We start from the raw sequence: 17,250 nt of genomic DNA, 5'->3' as shown, positions 1-17,250 counted from the left end.
AACCCATGCCGAAGCAGTGGAGTGTGTCATCAATCGGATATGACAGTTGTCATGAATCGTGGCGCCAGAGCGAAACGCCGCCCAGCAGCCCGTCTTCATTCGAGACAATCTGCACGTGCTCCCCAAGCGGGACATCGATCAGCTTCGCGTTGCCGCCCCCAATATAGAGATAGTCCCAGTTGAATGTCTTGGAGGTCTGTGCAGCCGCATCTTGAAGCAGCTTGTTCCAGCGCTTGCGGCCATACTTCTTCAGGCCGCGCTTGCCCAGGCAATCTTCGTAGGTCTTGCCCTTCAGCCAGGGATGATGCCCCAGCTCAAGTCCGGGGCAGAGCCGCCCATCCGTATAGAGAGCCGAGCCGAGCCCCGTGCCCAGCGTCAGAATCATCTCCACTCCATGTCCGCGAATCGCCGCATAGCCTTGTACCGCCGCATCGTTCGCTACGCGAACCGGCTTCTTCCAGCGCTTCTCAAGCTCCGCGTCGAGATTAAAACCGATCCACTTGGGGTGAAGGTTCGCAGCGGTATAAACAATTCCGCGCTTAATGACTCCAGGGAAACCAACCGCCACGCGGTCGAATTTCGGCACTTTAGCCTTGAGCCTGGTTAGAGCGGCGATAATGTTTGCCGGCGTTGGGTCTGATGGAGTATCGATACGCAGGCGGTCTGTCAGCGCTGCGCATTCGCTGTCGAGCAGCATGATCTTCAGGCCTGTTCCGCCAATATCGACACAGAGAGTAAGAGGATTCGCTTTAGCAGCCATAGGCCAGACCGTTATACCGTCTATGGCCGGATATAAGCAAGCGCGCCAGCCACAATGCCATCAACACCTTCTGAAGTGTCAAGGTCGAGTTTCGGTTGCTTGATAGGCTCAAACGCAGCCTTCACCCGGTAGTAGAGGGTCGCATCGCGATTGCGCGCCGGATGGTCAGGATCGGCAATTCGAAGGCGCGCTTCGGCAACTTCGTCCGTCGTGGTCAGGTGCAGAATGCGCCACGCTGCTCCGGCTTTTTCTGCTGCCTGAATCACTTCATCGATATGCGATGCGCGGCTGAAAGTCCGCCCATCGAAGAGAATGAATCCCGCAAGCCCGCGCCGCGTGAGATAACTCGCAGCATCGATCATCGCGCGCATGCAGAGTTCATCCTGGTCCGCGGAGTAGTCGGTCATTGGGCCAGGGAAGAGTGCTGCGCGGACCTTGTCCTTATCCAGAATGGCTGCGCGATGGAGTAGGAGTTGTGCGGCGAGCTTGCGCGCCAGAGTGCTCTTTCCCGTCGCAGGCAAACCTGCCAGCAGAACCCAGGTTATCGAGCGTGCAGACAGATGTCCCCCCTATGCAGCACTATACCGGCAGATGATTTCCTGTCCGGCCGCGGACACAGATTCACAAAAACGGACAGACCCGGCATTCCCGCCTCCATATCTTTCAATAATTTGGCGTGGCCCTTCAATTGCCATTCATAAGCCGGAAGAGTCTGTTTCAGGAGGCTGGAATGGCATATTTTGAGCGGATGCGTGACGTAATCCATGGGTCGGTGACTCCCGAGCTGATCGAGCGGCGGGCACAGGCAGGCTGGCAGGCGGTATCCATCGAATGGAGGCGGCAGCTTCCCGGCAGCGCGCCGGAGGGCAGCTTCGACACCGAAGACGTCCCCTACGGCCTCCGCGTCTCCGAGGACTGCACCCACCTTGAAATCCACCCGCAGGAAAACCAGGTGCTGCTTCAGATGATGGAGCTGCTCGTGCAAGACTTCTCCTTCTCGAGCGTCGCCAGCGACCTCAACGAGAAGGGCTACCGCACCCGCGAAGGCAGGATATGGAGCCCCGTGACCGTCTTCAACATGCTGCCCCGCCTCATCGAAGTCGGCCCCCGCTTCTTCTCCACCGAAGAATGGGAGCGCCGCCGCGAGCGGTTCGCCGGCAAAGCACGTTAGGCGGTCATCCAAAACCCACAGGCCACTCGTCTAAGATGACAGACGAATGGCAGCCACACGTGTGCGGTTTTCCTGGATAGCGACTTTTCTTTTTCTGTTGGGCGGAATAAGCTCCGCCTTTGCCGACACTGTAAACACCGATCCTCTGAACCGCGACCCCGCGGTGCGCGAGGGCTTCGACCATTTCTACATCATGGATTACGACGGTGCGCTCTCACGTTTTCAATCCGTCCAGAACACACACCCGTCGGATCCCATCGCGACCGACTACCTCCTCTACACCACGCTCTTCAAGGAGCTTTACCGGCTCGACCTGCTCGACACCACCTTTTACGCCAACGACGGTTTCCTGACCGGAAAACACACCGTCGTTGAAGACCCGCACATCCGCGACCAGATCAAGGCTCTCTCTGACAAGGCTGTCGACCAGTCGAATGCCCAGCTCAAGGCAAATCAGAACGATGTCAACGCGCTCTTTGCCCGCGGATGGGCAAAAAGCCTGCAGGCGACCTACATGGCCATGGTGGAGCGCAGCTTCAGTCCCGCTTTGCATCTGGCGCTCGCTGCGCGCGGCGATCACAACCGCGTCCTCCAGCTCGATCCAAACTACATCGACGCAAAACTCGTCGTGGGAACCTACGAATATGTAGTGGGCGCACTGCCGCTGCCGTTCAAGATACTCATCGGCTTCGTCGGCATCCACGGCTCCAAGGCCGCAGGTATGGAGATGCTGCACGACGCAGCGTCGCGCGGCGTCATCACATCGGTTGAAGCGCGCACCTGCATGATGCTCTTCCTGCGTCGCGAAGCGAAATACCAGGAGGCAACGAAGATCGCGCAATCGCTCGCCGACCAGTATCCGCGCGATTTCCTCTTCCGTCTCGAGGTCGCCAATCTTGAGAAAGATGCCGGGCGAGGGCTGTCTGCAATCTCAAGCTACCGTGAAGTCGTAGACCTGTCGAAGAAGCCTGGTTACTTCGTGACGACGCATCTGGAGCTTGTGTACTTCGGCCTGGCCGACAGCCTGCGCGGCCAGAGAATGTACGCCGACGCCGTCGAGGCCTATAAGGAAGCTGCAAACCAGGCAACTACCAGTCCCGAGCTGAAGCGCCGCTGCCTCCTCGCCGCCGGACAGGTCTACGACCTGATGCACGACCGCGACAAGGCAAAACAGCAGTATCAGGCCGTAATCGACGCCGGCAGCGACACGGCGCAAGCTGACCAGGCACGAAAATTCATGCGAACTGCATATGATGGACGCTGAGCCGTATTCGCGATAATGGACAGAGGCCAACATGCACAGAGCGAAGAAGCTGCTTGCGGTATTTCTCTTGAGTGCATCTTCTGCATTGGCGCAGGTCAATTACGGTGAAGTGCGCCTGAAAACCACCGATCCGTCAGGTGCTGCCGTCCAGACCGCTATCGAGTTGACCTCCACAGGAAATGGTTACGACAAATCATTTCGCAGCGATGCTTCAGGATTCCTCGCCGTTCAACAGGTTCCTTATGGTGCTTATCAGGTGCAGGTGCAGCAACCTGGATTCGCTCCTTTTTCAATGAAGATTGAAGTTCATTCCGCTCTGCCCCTCGATAGAAGCATCCAGCTCAGCCTTGCTTCCGTTGTGACTCAAATCAATGTCACCGAATCCAATACGCTGATCGATCCCAATAGTTCCTCGTCGGTCGCGCAGATCGGCACCAGGCAGATTCAGCAGCGCCTTTCTTCGTTACCGGGGCGCTCCGTGCAGGACCTGGTCAACTCCCAGCCCGGCTGGCTCTATGAAGGTAATGCCGTTTTGCATCCACGAGGCTCGGAATACCAGACACAGTTCGTTGTCGACGGCATTCCTCTTACCGACAATCGCTCGCCCAGCTTCGGCCCCGAGATCAAGGCTGATGATCTCGATGCAATCAGCATTTACACTGCGGGCTATCCGGCAGAGTACGGCAGAAAAATGGGCGGTGTGGTCGAACTCAATACCCGGCATCAAACCGATCCCGGCCTGCATGGCCAGCTCGTTCTCTCCGGCGGCAGTTACGATTCTGCTTCTTCTTACGGGCAACTCCAGGATGTCTGGGGCAAAAATACAGTCGCAGTAAGCGCCGCAGGCAGCATGACCAGTCACTACCTGAATCCCGTGGTGCCGCAGAACTACACCAATAATGGCACTCTTGGAGATTTCTCCGCCAGATACGAGCGCGACCTGACCGATCGGGACCGCTTGACCTTCAGCGCGCGGCATGAATTTTCGCGCTTCTTCATTCCCAATGAACTCGTGCAGCAGGAAGCCGGGCAGATACAGAATGGCGATAACTTCGAGACGATGGGAACCGTGAATTACCAACACATACTCTCGCCCGACAGCCTGATCGCGCTTGCCGGTATGGTGCGCGATAATGCCTCCAACCTTTACTCCAACCAGGATTCCACGCCGGTCATCGCCTTCCAGCACAACTATTTCCGCGAAGGCTATTTCAAAGCGACCTACTCTCTGCATCACGGTAATCAGGAATTTAAGGCCGGAATAGAATCAGATGCTGCCTTTCTGTATGAAAAATTCAATTATCAGATCACCGATCCCGATCAATTCGACGATGACACTCCGCCGGCTCTGAGTTTTTCCGATCAGCGGCCTGACCTGGAGCAGTCAGCATTCATGGAAGACCAGATTCATCTGGGCAAGTGGACGGTGAGCGCCGGCCTGCGCTGGGACCACTATCAGTTGTTGCTCAATCAGAATGCCTTCAGCCCGCGCATTTCCGTCGGCCGTTATCTGCCGTCGCTCAACATGACGCTTCATGCTTCGTTTGACCGCATTTTTCAGACGCCGTCATTTGAGAACATCCTCGTTTCCAGTTCTCCGCAGATTGATGCGCTCAGCGATCAGTTCCTCCGCCTGCCTGTTCAGCCATCGAAAGGGAACTATTATGAAGCTGGATTTTCCGAAAGCGTTTTGGATCGCATGCGTCTCGATGTCAACGTATATCGTCGCGACGTCAGGCATTATGCCGATGACGATCAGTTGCTGAATACCGGAGTCAGCTACCCGATCTCTTTCGATAAGTCCGTTATCTATGGCGCAGAGGGCAAGCTCTCAGTCGTGCGCTTAGGCCGGTTGAGCGGTTTTCTGAGCTATTCCTATATGGTTGGCAATGTCTGGTTTCCAGTAACCGGAGGTCTCTTTCTTGGCGATGATGTCGGTGATGCTCTCTCACAGTTGAGCGGCCATTTTCCTGATTCACAGGATCAGCGCAACACCGTAAGAACCCGCTTCCAATACCAGATTGCTCCGCGCATCTGGTTCGCTGCCGGCGCAGACTACGGATCCGGGCTGCCGTTCGAATTCACAGGCGATGAAGATGAAGCTCTCGCCGAATACGGCCCCGAAGTCATCAGCCGCATCAACTTCGACCGGGGGCGCATCCGCCCTCTGCTGTCTGTGAACTCATCGCTCGGTGTAAATGTCTATAAGGGTGAGAAAGCAGATGTCCGTCTCCAGGCCGATGGAGACAATCTGAATGACCGCCTCAATGTCATCGACTTCGGTGGACTGTTCTCAGGAAATGCCATCGGTCCCGCCCGCAGCTTTGCCATCCGGCTGAATACTACCTTCTAAAGTCCGATTAGCTATTCATAGCGCAGCGCCACCATGGGATCCACCTTCGAAGCGCGGCGGGCAGGAAAGTAAGCTGTCAGCAGCGTAACAGCCGCAATCACAAGGATGGCGGAGGCCAGCGTCAACGGATCGTATGGGCTTAATCCGAAAAGTGCCGATCGAATGGTGCGATGAATAGCCACGGTAGCCGGCAATCCCACCACAACTCCAATGCCCAGAAGCAGCAGGGATTCCCGGAGCACCATCCACAGCACACGTCCCGTTTGCGCTCCGAGGGCCAGGCGAACGCCAATCTCATTGGTACGCCGCAGAACACTGTAAGTCATCACTCCATAAAGACCGATGCATACCAATGACAGGGCCAGCAGCGAAAAAAAGCTCGATAGCCGCGAGATCAGCTTCTCGTTGTCCATCCGCTGGTCCACCTGCTCGCTGATGGTCATCACCTGCAGAACGGGAAGGTTCGGGTCAATCTCTGCCAGTGCCGCTCGAGCGGCTGCCGCTACCTTGCTGGAATCTCCCGCTGTTTGCAGGTGCAGCCAGTATGCGTATTGATCATTTTCCGTAAGCTGCACCACGGGCAGGTACGTCATGCGCTGCGGCTTTTTGCGTGGGCCGTTATATTTTGCATCGCGCACTACGCCCACAATTTGAAAAGCTCCTTTGACTGCGGGATCATCAACCGTAAAACTGTGGCCGATCGCATCTCCGTGCGGAAAGAAATGGTCAGCCATGGACTTGTTCACGACCGCCACCTTCAGAGACGACGCGGTGTCTGATGCCCTGATCGTCCGTCCATAGAGCAGCGGAATTCCCAGCGTTTCGAAGTAATCAGGCCCTACCCGATTCAGCAGAGTGCCGACATCTTCATTTGGCGCAGAAACGTGCCCTTGAACGAAGATAGGAGAATCCCAGCTGCCGGGGCTTACCGGCGGCGATCCGGCAAGCGTGGTCGACCGCACGCCGGGCAGCGCATTCAGGCGGTCTAGCATTCTCTCGTAGAGCGCGTTGAGCTGCTCCGGTTTGTATCCCGCAAATTTCGCGTTGAAATTCATTAGCAGCACATTCTGGCGATTGAAGCCGAAGTCCTGCTGTTGCAGGTTGCGCAGCGTCCGCAGAAACAGCCCTGCTCCAGTAAGAAGTATGAGCGAAAGCGCCACTTGCGTTATGACCAGTATTTGCGGTGCCAGCCTGCTCGATTTCTCTCCGGCACTCAACAATGCCCGGACATTCGCTTTCAGAGCAGGAGTCACTCCGATTCCGGAAACGCGAATCGCAGGCGCAATTCCAAAGAGCAGCCCCGTCAGCAGGGAAATGCCGAGAGTGAATGCCAGCACAGGCAAATCCGGCATCGCGCTCAGGGAAGGACTTTGAGTGCCAGCTGCAACGAAATGGATCAGCAGGCGCGTTCCCCAGAAAGCGAACAGCAGTCCAAGTGCGCCGCCGGAAACTGAAAGTAGCAGAGCCTCCGTCAGTATCTGGCGCACAATTCGCGCACGGCTTGATCCGAGCGCAAGGCGCGTAGATATCTCGCGCTCGCGCGCCGCCGCGCGGGCCAGAAGAAAATTCGCCAGATTCGCACAGGCAATCAAAAGCACCAGCACCACAACACCCATCAGAAAATACAGGGGCTGCGCAAATTGCTGGCGCAGGACGGAGGAGCCGCGATCACCCGGAAGCATGTCTACATAGATCTTCTGTATCTCTTGTTTCCGCTGGCCGGTAATCTTCGCTCCTTCATGATCGATCATGAAAGCCTGCAGCTGGCTCGTAACCCATGCCTGCGCCTGCTTCATATCAGTGCCTGGTTTGCGCCTGGCCATCATATGCAGCCAGAAGAGTCCATGAGGCTCCAGTAGGGATGACTGCAGCATCACCTGAGGCTGCATAGAGACGGGCAGCCATAGATCTGTCGCGTCCTTGATTTGGTCAACGCCGTAGAATTCGGGCGGCATCACTCCGATAATCGTGAACAGCGTTCCATCGATGGTGATTGTCCTGCCGATCACTCCCGGGTCAGAGGCCAGAGCCTGCTGCCAGTAGCGGTAACTGATGACTGCAACCGGGCTGCGCCCCGGAGCATCCGCATCTGCCGGAGAGATGGTTCTGCCAAGCAAGGGCTCCGCTTCCAGAACGCTGAAGAAATTTCCAGACACAAGATGACTCATCGCCTGGCTTGCAGGCCCATTGCTTGACGAAGCGAGTCGCACGTTCACCTGAGTTTGAAAGCTGCCATATGTAGCAACCCCTTGAAACGGACTCTGCTTCTCCATGCGCTGATAGAAGTCATAAGGAAAAATATCCAGCGGCCCCGGCCCGATCCCATCGACGCTGCCTCTGCTCGTCTGATCTCCGAAGGCGACTAGCTGTTGTGGATCCCGAACAGGCAGCGTTTTGAGTATCAGACTATGGATGAGTGTGAAGATCGCGGTATTCGCGCCGATTCCCAAAGCAAGCGAAAGAATCGCGACTGTAGTAAACCCGGGACTCTTTGCTAGCATGCGTACGCCATAGCGCATGTCCTGCCACACGCTTTCAGCCGCTGACTCCCATCCTGCCGCCGCAACTTTATGCTTCACGCTCTCCGTGCTGCCCATCTCCAAACGGGCAGCGCGCTGCGCCTGGTCACACGTCATGCCGCGGCTGATTTTTTCTGCCGTTGAGTCTTCGATGAAACCCTGCAGTTCTTCATCCATCTCGCGGCTGCGCAGGTCTTTGTGAAAGACTGTCCTCAATCCGGCAATAAATATCCGCAAGAATGCCACCGGGATGGTTCTCCTTTAGATGATCTAGAGTTATCAGTTCTTTTGTCTAGATTGTCAAGAGGAAAGAAATGGATATAATGATACTTGGATTGATGTGCGCCTCTGTTCTTGTCAAGCCCTTCACATCTCATCACCTCAAATAAATAAAGCATTTCCAGCAACTTACATAGATCGAAGAAGCGCAGGGAATTATGCCTGAATTTGATAAACTTAAATTAAGGAAATAGAAAGGGCATGGGCATAAAATCCAGGCACTTTAAGATTTACGGCATAAGTTAATGAAACTAAACGATCCCCGTACAAATCCCGGAGAGGGGTACCCATGAGATCTATACTCAACCTCTTCCTGCTGCAGGGCTTCGTTTAGGCCGCCGGACAGCCCGTACTTTCCCGCTCTTCTCTCCGCCGCAGAAGAACTGATTGCCGCCGTCAGACTCAAGGCCCGACACGCTGACGCCGGATGGCATATCCAGCTTTTCCAGTAGCTCTCCCGTGCTCGAATCGATTCGCCTCAGATCGCTCTCGCCGCCTTCCAGGGTTCCGTGCCACAGTTCGCCGTCAACCCAGGTCACCCCGGTGACAAAGCGATTCGACTCAATCGTGCGCAGAACCGCCCCTGTGTCGGGATCAACCTGGTGTATCTGTCGAGCCCGGTACTGCCCAACCCAGAGCGACCCCTCGGCCCACGCCAGCCCCGAATCGCCTCCGCCGCCAGGCGCAGGGATTGTGGCGAGTACTTGACCGCTCTTCGGATCGATCTTCTGGATACGATCCTCGGCAATCTGAAACAGGTGCCGACCGTCGAAAGCCGTTCCGGCATGCGCGGCAACATCGATCGAATGCAGAATCTTCCCGCTCGCGGGATCGAAAGCATTCAGCTTGTCTCCGGAAGCAAACCACACGTGCTGGCCGTCATAGGTGACGCCATGCACGCGGTCGGCTCCCGGGAACGGACCATACTCACGGACGATTTGGGCTTTGGACTGACTCATGCTTCCACCTTAATCAACCGGCAAAGGAGCGGGGAGTAACAAAGTCGTCGTGAATCCCGGCACCGGGGGAGTCATCCAGCGACGAGCGCGCCCACCGCCAAACCACTGCACCTTTCCCGCCTCGGCAAGCGACTCGAGCGACCGCTGCACGCTGCGCTGGCTTGTTCCCATCGCCAGCGCCAGGGCCGAGCTCGACCACGACTCGCCATCAGCCAGAAAGGCGAGCACCGCCGCGTGCTCGTCCTCGACCGGCTGCGCCAGTACAACAACCTTGCGGGCGCCTTGCGGTGTCAGTGCAAACCCTCGCTTCGTCGCGCGGATGTTGGCCAGCGGCCGCAGCGCCCGGCGCAGCCGTCCTATTTCAACCCGTAATCGCGCACGATGCGATTCATCGACAAATCTCGCTCCAAATGCCCGCGCCAGCAACTGATCCCTCGGCACATCGTCGGGCCACGCTTCGCCCAGCGCTCGCGCCAGGGCAAACAACACCGGACGCCTTGTGAGAGGAACCACCGTGCCTGCACGACGCACCACATAACGGCACGCATCCACGACAAGCGCCTTCGACGCCAGCAATGTCTCCACCTCGTCAAGCAGAAGAAGCCGCTCCTCGCTGTTCGAAATGAAGCGCGCCGCCGGCGTCTTCAGCACATGAGACGCGCTTTCCACCTCCGCTGCCAGCGCCGGGATAGCTGCAAGCCGCGCCGCGCTCTCGGCCCGGGCAAGCGCAACGCGCGCTGCCTTCGTTCGCAGACGGCGCATCGCAATCCCTGCAAGTACCAGCTCGTGCGCCGTCCTCAATGCAGGCGGAAAGAGCATAGGGTCGAGATCGGCAAGCATGCGCTCCGCTTCGTCGAGCCGGCCAATCAGAACAAGCCGCCGCGCTTCAAGATACCGCGCATGCGCAGCATTCAACCGGTCGCCCTGCTTCTCAAGCGTCACTCGCGCAGCATCGAGAGCCTTCGCGCCCCAACTCAGATCGCGAGTGACGAACGCAATCTCCGCCTCGGCGACAACGCACCTCGCCCGCGCTACGGCTTCTCTCGGACCGAAGCCGCGTGCCGCGCTGCGCAGCAATTCCTTCGCCCGCGCCAGATCGCCAAGCTGAGCCATGGCGATGCCTCGCAATGCCAGAGCAGGCGCATCATCGCGCAGTGCCACGCGCTTCAGTGCGCCGAGTGGATCACCGGCAGCGAGCGCGCGGGCTGCAGCCGTGATCAGCGAATCCATCGGAATCCCGCCACACTTGTCACTCCCACCCTGTCAATTCTCAGCGCTAAGTTTATCTCGTGACCCAGACCACAAGGTCATATTGAGAACAGACAAAGGGAGAAAAGATCATGACGACACAGACAGCACACAAGATCGGAACTCGGGAACAATGGCTCGAAGCACGGCTTGACTTGCTCAAGGCAGAGAAGGACCTGACGCGCCGCAGCGACGAGCTGGCGCAGCAGCGGCAGGAGCTGCCGTGGGTTCCGATCGATAAGGAATATCAATTCGACACGGACGAGGGGACAGTCTCTCTTGCAGACCTCTTCCAGGGGCGCTCGCAGCTTCTCGTTTATCACTTCATGTTCGGCCCGGACTGGACCGCAGGCTGCCCCTCCTGCTCGTCGATCGCCGATGGCTTCAATGGCATCGCAGTACACCTGGCTAATCATGACGTCATGCTCTGGGCCGTCTCTCGCGCCCCGTTGGCTAAGCTCGACGCATACAAACAGCGGATGGGCTGGACCTTCCCCTGGGCCTCCTCGCTCGGCGGCAATTTCAACTATGACTTTACTGCCTCCATCACCGAAGAGCAGCAGCGCACGGGGAGCGCAGAATACAACTACCGGCGCGGCGGCCATGCAATGGACGCAACGACTAAGTTCCCGGAAATTGTCGTCAAGCAGTCGGTCATGACCGGAACCGACGCGCTTGCGTACACCCGCGAGCGGCCGGGCATGAGCGCCTTCGTGCTCGAGGACAGCATCGTCTACCATACCTACTCCACCTATGCCCGCGGACTGGACGGCCTCTGGGGCATGTACCAGTGGCTCGACCGCGCCCCCAAAGGCCGCAACGAACAAGCAGGCGGCATCTGGTGGCGGAGACACGACGAGTACAAGGGTTAAGCAAATCGCCTGTTCTGGAGGGGTGAGATGTTCTCAACAGTAATTAGCACCATTCGCAAGCCAGCTTCCTCTTCGCATGGTAAGAGGAAGCTGCTGAGTTGCTGCCATGTCAAGACGAGAGGTTGGCGGAGCCGCGCAAGCGGGTGTGCAGGCTCCGCCGCTCTGCTCGTCCTGCTGCCGAAGTGCCCGCTATGCATTGCAGCATACGTAGCTCTCTGGACAGGAGCCGGCGTGGCGATGCCAATTGCCATGCGCCTGCGTCCTGTCTTGGAGATTTTGTTTGTCTTCTCGGCGGTCCTGCTGCTCATACGATGCATGGCAGCCCGGCGGACATGACTCACAAAATGCAAAGGCGGGGTGAATGCTGCGGCAGCTCTGTGAAAGAAGCTGCCGCAGCATTTCTTAGAACGTGAAGCGTCCGCTGAATTGCAGTGCACGCGAATTACCGTAGTTCGCCGTGATCATGCCAAATGTGCCGTAGTTGCCTGCGGCGATATTCGCGTTTGAAGGCACGGTCGTATTCGGATTAGCAAGCAGAGTATGGTTCAGAGCATTGAATGCTTCAAAGCGAATCTGGAACTGACTCTCGTGGTACACCGTGAAGCTGCGGAAGATGCTGGCATTGAGAAGAGTCTGCCCGGGGCCGCGGAACTGATTGCGCCCTGTATTGCCGAAGACAGGTGAGGCAATCTGATCCGGAGTTTCATTGCCGGTATACGTTGGCTCAACCGGGTTAGCGAAAGTCGTTGGATCGAACCACACCTTGCCGCCACTGACGGGACTGCCGGCGCTGCGGGCACGGCCGCCGAGCTGATGATAGGGTCTCACCATGTTGGCATAGAGCTGGTTGCCGGGAGAATTGGTGTTATTCGTGTTGGCCGTGACTGTAAAGGGAGCGCCGCTGGTGTGGCTGAGCTGGCCGTTCAGCTGGAAACCGCCGAAGATAGTGTTGGCAATGCCCGAATTCGCCCAGATATGTCCGCGTCCGAAGGGCAGGGCATAGATGCCATAGACCTGTATGTTGTTGGTTACATCAAATCCGGCGCTGGCACGGTTGAAGCCGTAATACGCTGGATAATTCCATTGCAGACCTGCCGAACCGGAGCCTGCTCCGTTGTCTTCAAAGTCGATGGCGTGAGAGAAGGTATAGATTGCTCCCAGCTGCGTCTGGCGGCCTCCGTTGTATGTCAGCTGCGCCTGCAGTCCGTTGTAGTTTGCGCTGAAAAGTGGCATGACCATGCCGATGCCGCCAGTGTTATAACAGGCCGGATTGCTTGTTCCAGCGCAATATTGCTCGTTGATGATCTCGTTGGCAGCAAAGTTGCAGTTTCCCGTCAGTCCGGTTGTCGGGTTCCACTTGCCGTTGGCCATGCATGGAGTGGAGCCGCTCGGCAGCGGCGCTGCATTCAGGTAGCCCGTCTGGATGAGCTGTCGGACATCATGCATTCCCACATATCCAAGATTCATGACAAGCCCGTGCGTAAAATCCTGCTGCACGAATGCATTCCAGCTTTCAATGTAACCGCGATGGAAATCCTTCACCGCAGTAACCGTTGATCCGCTGACCGGCAGGGAAGCGAATCCGTTGACGATCGCCGGTGGGACTGCGGCGGGGATACCATAGGCAAGCGTCATCGGCGCGTTGCCGTTTGCAGGATCGACAGTAATGCTGTTGGCCGTCAGTCCCGTGTAGATCGGCGCCAGGTCTTCAGGAAACGCATCGCGCAGGAAGCGGAGGCTGTCCGGATCGGAGGTGATGCCTCCGCCCGCGCGAATCACTGTCTTGTCACTCACGCGGTAGGCAAAGCCTACGCGGGGAGCGATAAAGCCCCAGCCCATTTGCAGTCCGGCGCTCTTCGGATTGCCGCCGACTCCGCCGATCTCAACATTGGCAGATTGAGGCAGGTTTGGATCGGTGATGAAGACTCCAGCATCATGGTCGCGATACGGCGGGGGATAAAACTCGTAGCGGATGCCATAGTTGAGTGTCAGCTTCGGAGTCACTGTCCACTGGTCCTGTGCGTAGGCAGCATATTCTGACCAACGCATCGCATTGGGATTAGTGATCTGTGAGGCCTTCGTCACGGCGCCGCCGTTGGCTGTAGTTGTGCCGTTGTTGGGCAGGCCCAGCAGAAAGTCGGCCAGGTTGTTGTAGTTTGTTGTGCCGCAAGTAGCTCCGCCGCAGGTCATTCCGCCGGCAAAGAAGAAGCCGCCGCGCGGATTGCTGATGCCCGCGCCGCTGGTTGGCTGAAAGTGATTCAGCAGAAAGTGGTAATAAGAGAAGCCATACTTGGTGGCATGCTTGCCGATCGTCCAGCTGAAGTTTACGTCGCCGGTAAACTGGTTGTCGCGGAAGAGAAATGGACTGGCCCCGCTGGCATTGCCCAGAGTACTGAACGATGTGACATTCGAAGTGGTGGCAACACCCAGTGACATAATTGGCTGTCCCACGTAGTTTGGCCCATCACCATTCGTGCCTGGAATATTCAGTACATTAAGACCAAAATCGCCAACCTGCTGGTCGAGCGACGATTGTGATCCTGTCACTTGGCGGGTATAGCCAAAGTCGGCATCGATGACTTTGTTCGCGCTGAAAACATGGCTGACCCCGAGACCGACGTTCTGGATGCGCCCACTCGCGGCACCGGGTTGTCCACCGTCAAAAGTGCCGCCTCCAGCCTGTCCCAGCGTCTGTGGATCAGTAACAGAAAATGGCTCGATGCTATAGCGTCCGAAGACCTGCGTATTGTCGCTCGGAACATATGTGATCTTCGTATCCGAGGTGTTGCGATTGTAAGCCAGCGTGGCAGTGCCGAAGTAATCGTTCACCATGCCGGACGCGATCAGTGCCGGTGTAGGGGTAATCTTGGCTGAAATCGGTTGAAGCAGAGAAAGCATCTTGACTGCGGCGGGCGCCTGGCGCGATGCCGGAATGCAGTTGCAGCCATATTCCGAAAGGAACGTAGGACGAGAAGCAGGAGCTAGATAAGGCCCAGTGCCTCCTGGCTGCGGATCGTACAGGGTCACAACGGAGTTTGCTTCAGAGAAATCGCCGCCAATCATGGCTGTATCCGGAACATTCTGGAAGCCGCTGATAAGCTGACGCCGCGTCGTGCGCTCGAAGTTTTCAAAGAAGAAAAGCTTCCTTCTGCCGGTAAGGAGTTTGGGAATGTAGACCGGGCCGCCGATATTGAACCCAAATTGATGGAAGACATTCTTGGGGATGGTGGGGGAGTTCTGCCTGGTTGCCGTGTAGGCGCGTGCATTCAATGCCGCATCCTGGTAGTACTCCCACGCGCCGCCGTGGAAGTCACGCGTACCGCTTTTGATTGTGACGTTCACCGAGGCGCCACCGGCCAGGCCCTGTTCGGCATTGAAGGAATTCGTGGTGAAGTTGACGTTCTCAATCGAGTCTGCGGGCGGTACATATGCCACCAGATATGGCAGCCAGCCGTAATAGTTCACCGCGCCATCAATGCGCGTGGTATTGCCCATATCATTCATGCCGTTGACGTTGACTGACATGGCGCGCGAAGGATTGGACGCTGTGGAGTTCTGCTCCTTCACCATGGCTGAGCCGGGAATGAGGGTATACAGCGACTGATAGTTGCGCCCCTGACTGGATGTGACCGGCAGCTGCGATATCTGCGCCTCGGATATCTGATGATTTACCTCGGCTGTTTCCGTCTGCAGGATTGGCGGAGCCTCTGTGACCGTCACTTGTGAGGTCACGCTCGCGAGCTGCAGCGTAATGTCGACGCGAAGCTGCTGGTTGACCTGGACTCTGACATTGTTCTGTGTAAACCCTGCAAAGCTGCCCGCGCGTGGCGTGGATACCGTATAGGAACCGGGAAGCAGGTCGCGAAAGGCATAGTTGCCGTTATTGTCAGCTGTGGCGGTCCGGCTTTCGCCTGTGGCTTCGCTCGTCAGTGTCACCGTCATGCTGGGAACCACAGCTCCGCTGGCATCATTGACTGTTCCGGTAATGGAACCGTAAAGCACCTGCGCTTTGGCTGTCGCGGTGCTTATCAGCAAAAGAAGGAGTGTTATAGCCAGAAGACATCTTCCGGCCCTGCATTGTGTATTTGGCCTGTACATCATACTGCCTCCCTCAATCAAGCAAGTGCTTCGCTCTCTTATCAATCCACGTTTTCAACGTTGCAGGGATTGATTGCCGAATCATCTTCGGTTTAATATGCGACACGAACTATAGAAGTACAGTTCATGGATTGTCAAGAATCTTCATGCGACATTGGCTGCTTATGGAAATAACATTGTGGTCAATGTTCATCTATGAAACAGGCTTTTGCGTCTAAATGAAAGAGAGATTTGCAATTTTGAGAAAACGCAGGCAAAGGAGATCGGGCAATGGTCGTCGTGATTTGAGAAAGAGAGCTGCTTGAGCAATCGTTGTCAGCGGTGACAATGTTCGTTCGTGATAGAAACTAAATGCGGCTTTATCGCGATCGGTTGTAGGCAAAGCGCCCATTTATGATGACTGGAAGAACCGAGATGTCTGCCTCTTGTATAAAAACTCACAAATGAGCACACAGGAGACAACGAAGACTCGGAGGGAAAATTTGAAGAAATCGAAGCAGGCAGCGAAAGGCTTGCGCCGCGTAGATCTCAACGACATAGAGTCGGCCTCCAGTGAAACCGCGCGTCGCATCAATCGCGAAATCATTCTGCAGCTCATCCATGTGCGCCAGCCCATCTCGCGCGCCGACCTCGCAAGGCTTTCCGGATTGCAGCGCAGCACCGTTTCGCAGATCATCGAGCAGCTTATTCATGAGCGATGGATACGCGAAGGCGCCGTAGCGCAGCTGCCGCGTGGCCGCCGCCCGACCATGCTGGTTCTCAATGACGATCTTGTTGTCCTGGCTGCTGACATTCATCCCCGGCAGGTAACTGTTGCCATGGTGGATTTAAGCGGCCGTCTGCTTTCCCGGTCTACGCTGCCGCTCGGCACGGATCCGGCCAAGGCTGTTGCCAGCATCATTGATTGCATGAAGCGAATCCGCGACAGCCATCCCAGGAAGTCAGTCGAGGGAATCGGCATCAGTGTCCCGGGCCGCGTCGATAAGGAGTCGCACTCGCTCATCTTTGCACCCAATCTGAAGTGGCCGGAATTCGACATCAAGCACGCGATCGAGCGCGGAATGGGTTTGCCGACAGAAATGGAAAATGCTGCGACCGCCTGCCTCATGTCCGAGCTCTGGTTCGGAAGAATGGACGGTGTGCGCGATGCTGTACTGATTACGGTTTCTGAAGGTATCGGAGCCGGAATTCTGGCGAATGGCCAGCTGATATCAGGGCGTCATGGAATGGCGGGCGAGTTTGGGCACATTTCCATCGACCCCTCCGGTCCGCGTTGCGGGTGCAAACAAAATGGGTGCTGGGAGGTCTTCGGATCGTGCAATGCCGCGCTGCGCTACTACAGTGAATCGCAGCCGAAAGCGAAGCACGTGACATTTCACGAGCTGCTCAATCTTGCCGAAGAGGGAAACCCACACGCTGCAGCCGCGCTGGCAAAGCAGGCGAAGTACATCGGGAAAGGGCTGCGCATGGTTACCGCAGCATTGGCACCGGAAGTCGTGCTGGTCGCAGGTGACGTGACCTCCGCATGGAGCCGCTTTGCCCCCATCATCCAGACAGAGCTCGAAGGGCGGTTGCTGGCCGAAGAGCCGCCGCGCCTTGTGCCGACGCATGAAGGCGACGTCGCCCGGCTTCGCGGCGCGGCAGCGCTGCTGCTGCAGCGCCACTCTATTCGCAGCGACGCATAAGCAGGTCAAACAGTGGTACCATGGCCAAAAGCTGCGGAGGCC

11 protein-coding genes are annotated in these 17,250 nt (G+C 57.0%); 5 read left to right on the top strand and 6 right to left on the bottom strand.

Features of this window, described 5'->3' with window-relative positions; all coding sequences use genetic code 11:
• Positions 1-49 precede the first annotated feature (49 nt).
• A complete protein-coding gene (locus tag AC5S16_RS01935; RefSeq protein WP_493928315.1) occupies positions 50-760 on the bottom strand; it encodes an ROK family protein in 711 nt (236 codons plus the stop codon).
• Between the two features lie 20 nt (positions 761-780).
• Positions 781-1,290: a P-loop nucleotide/nucleoside kinase family protein gene (locus AC5S16_RS01930; protein ID WP_493928639.1), complete on the bottom strand. Its 510-nt coding sequence runs from the start codon at positions 1,288-1,290 to the stop codon at positions 781-783.
• A gap of 158 nt (positions 1,291-1,448) precedes the next feature.
• On the opposite strand from AC5S16_RS01930, the gene AC5S16_RS01925 reads away from it, so the two are divergent.
• The 3 genes from AC5S16_RS01925 to AC5S16_RS01915 are packed head-to-tail and all read left to right on the top strand — an operon-like array spanning position 1,449 to position 5,548.
• Entirely contained in the window at positions 1,449-1,931 is a 483-nt protein-coding gene (locus tag AC5S16_RS01925) for a recombinase family protein (RefSeq protein WP_493928314.1), read from the top strand.
• A 46-nt stretch (positions 1,932-1,977) separates the two neighbouring features.
• Positions 1,978-3,195 carry a tetratricopeptide repeat protein gene (locus AC5S16_RS01920; RefSeq protein WP_493928313.1) on the top strand — a complete coding sequence of 406 codons (1,218 nt, stop codon included), beginning with the start codon at positions 1,978-1,980 and terminating at the stop codon, positions 3,193-3,195.
• Between the two features lie 31 nt (positions 3,196-3,226).
• Positions 3,227-5,548 (top strand): TonB-dependent receptor, encoded by a 2,322-nt coding sequence (locus tag AC5S16_RS01915; protein ID WP_493928312.1) that lies wholly within the window; start codon positions 3,227-3,229, stop codon positions 5,546-5,548.
• 11 nt (positions 5,549-5,559) lie between these two features.
• Here the strand turns inward: AC5S16_RS01915 and AC5S16_RS01910 are convergent, their stop codons facing one another.
• From AC5S16_RS01910 to AC5S16_RS01900, 3 genes are all read right to left on the bottom strand, one after another.
• Entirely contained in the window at positions 5,560-8,313 is a 2,754-nt protein-coding gene (locus tag AC5S16_RS01910; RefSeq protein WP_493928311.1) for an ABC transporter permease, read from the bottom strand.
• A gap of 335 nt (positions 8,314-8,648) precedes the next feature.
• On the bottom strand, positions 8,649-9,305 hold the full coding sequence (locus AC5S16_RS01905; protein ID WP_493928310.1) for a Vgb family protein: 657 nt from the start codon (positions 9,303-9,305) through the stop codon (positions 8,649-8,651).
• 9 nt (positions 9,306-9,314) lie between these two features.
• Positions 9,315-10,535, bottom strand: coding sequence for a winged helix-turn-helix domain-containing protein (locus tag AC5S16_RS01900; protein WP_493928309.1), 1,221 nt, complete (start codon positions 10,533-10,535; stop codon positions 9,315-9,317).
• A gap of 110 nt (positions 10,536-10,645) precedes the next feature.
• Between AC5S16_RS01900 and AC5S16_RS01895 the strand changes: the two genes are divergently transcribed.
• The gene (locus AC5S16_RS01895) at positions 10,646-11,425 is read left to right on the top strand and encodes a DUF899 domain-containing protein (protein ID WP_493928308.1); all 780 of its coding nucleotides are present in this window, start codon (positions 10,646-10,648) and stop codon (positions 11,423-11,425) included.
• Positions 11,426-11,827: 402 nt separating this feature from the next.
• Here AC5S16_RS01895 and AC5S16_RS01890 read toward each other — a convergent pair whose 3' ends face one another.
• Positions 11,828-15,460, bottom strand: a complete 3,633-nt coding sequence (locus tag AC5S16_RS01890; protein WP_493928307.1) for a carboxypeptidase-like regulatory domain-containing protein — start codon at positions 15,458-15,460, stop codon at positions 11,828-11,830.
• 545 nt (positions 15,461-16,005) lie between these two features.
• Between AC5S16_RS01890 and AC5S16_RS01885 the strand changes: the two genes are divergently transcribed.
• Positions 16,006-17,208: an ROK family transcriptional regulator gene (locus AC5S16_RS01885; protein ID WP_493928306.1), complete on the top strand. Its 1,203-nt coding sequence runs from the start codon at positions 16,006-16,008 to the stop codon at positions 17,206-17,208.
• The last annotated feature ends 42 nt before the right edge of the window (positions 17,209-17,250 follow it).

It is taken from the genome of Acidobacterium sp. FHG110202_01, from assembly GCF_059115305.1.
Note: the sequence above shows the minus strand (reverse complement) of the source record. Positions and strands in the feature narration are given on the sequence as shown.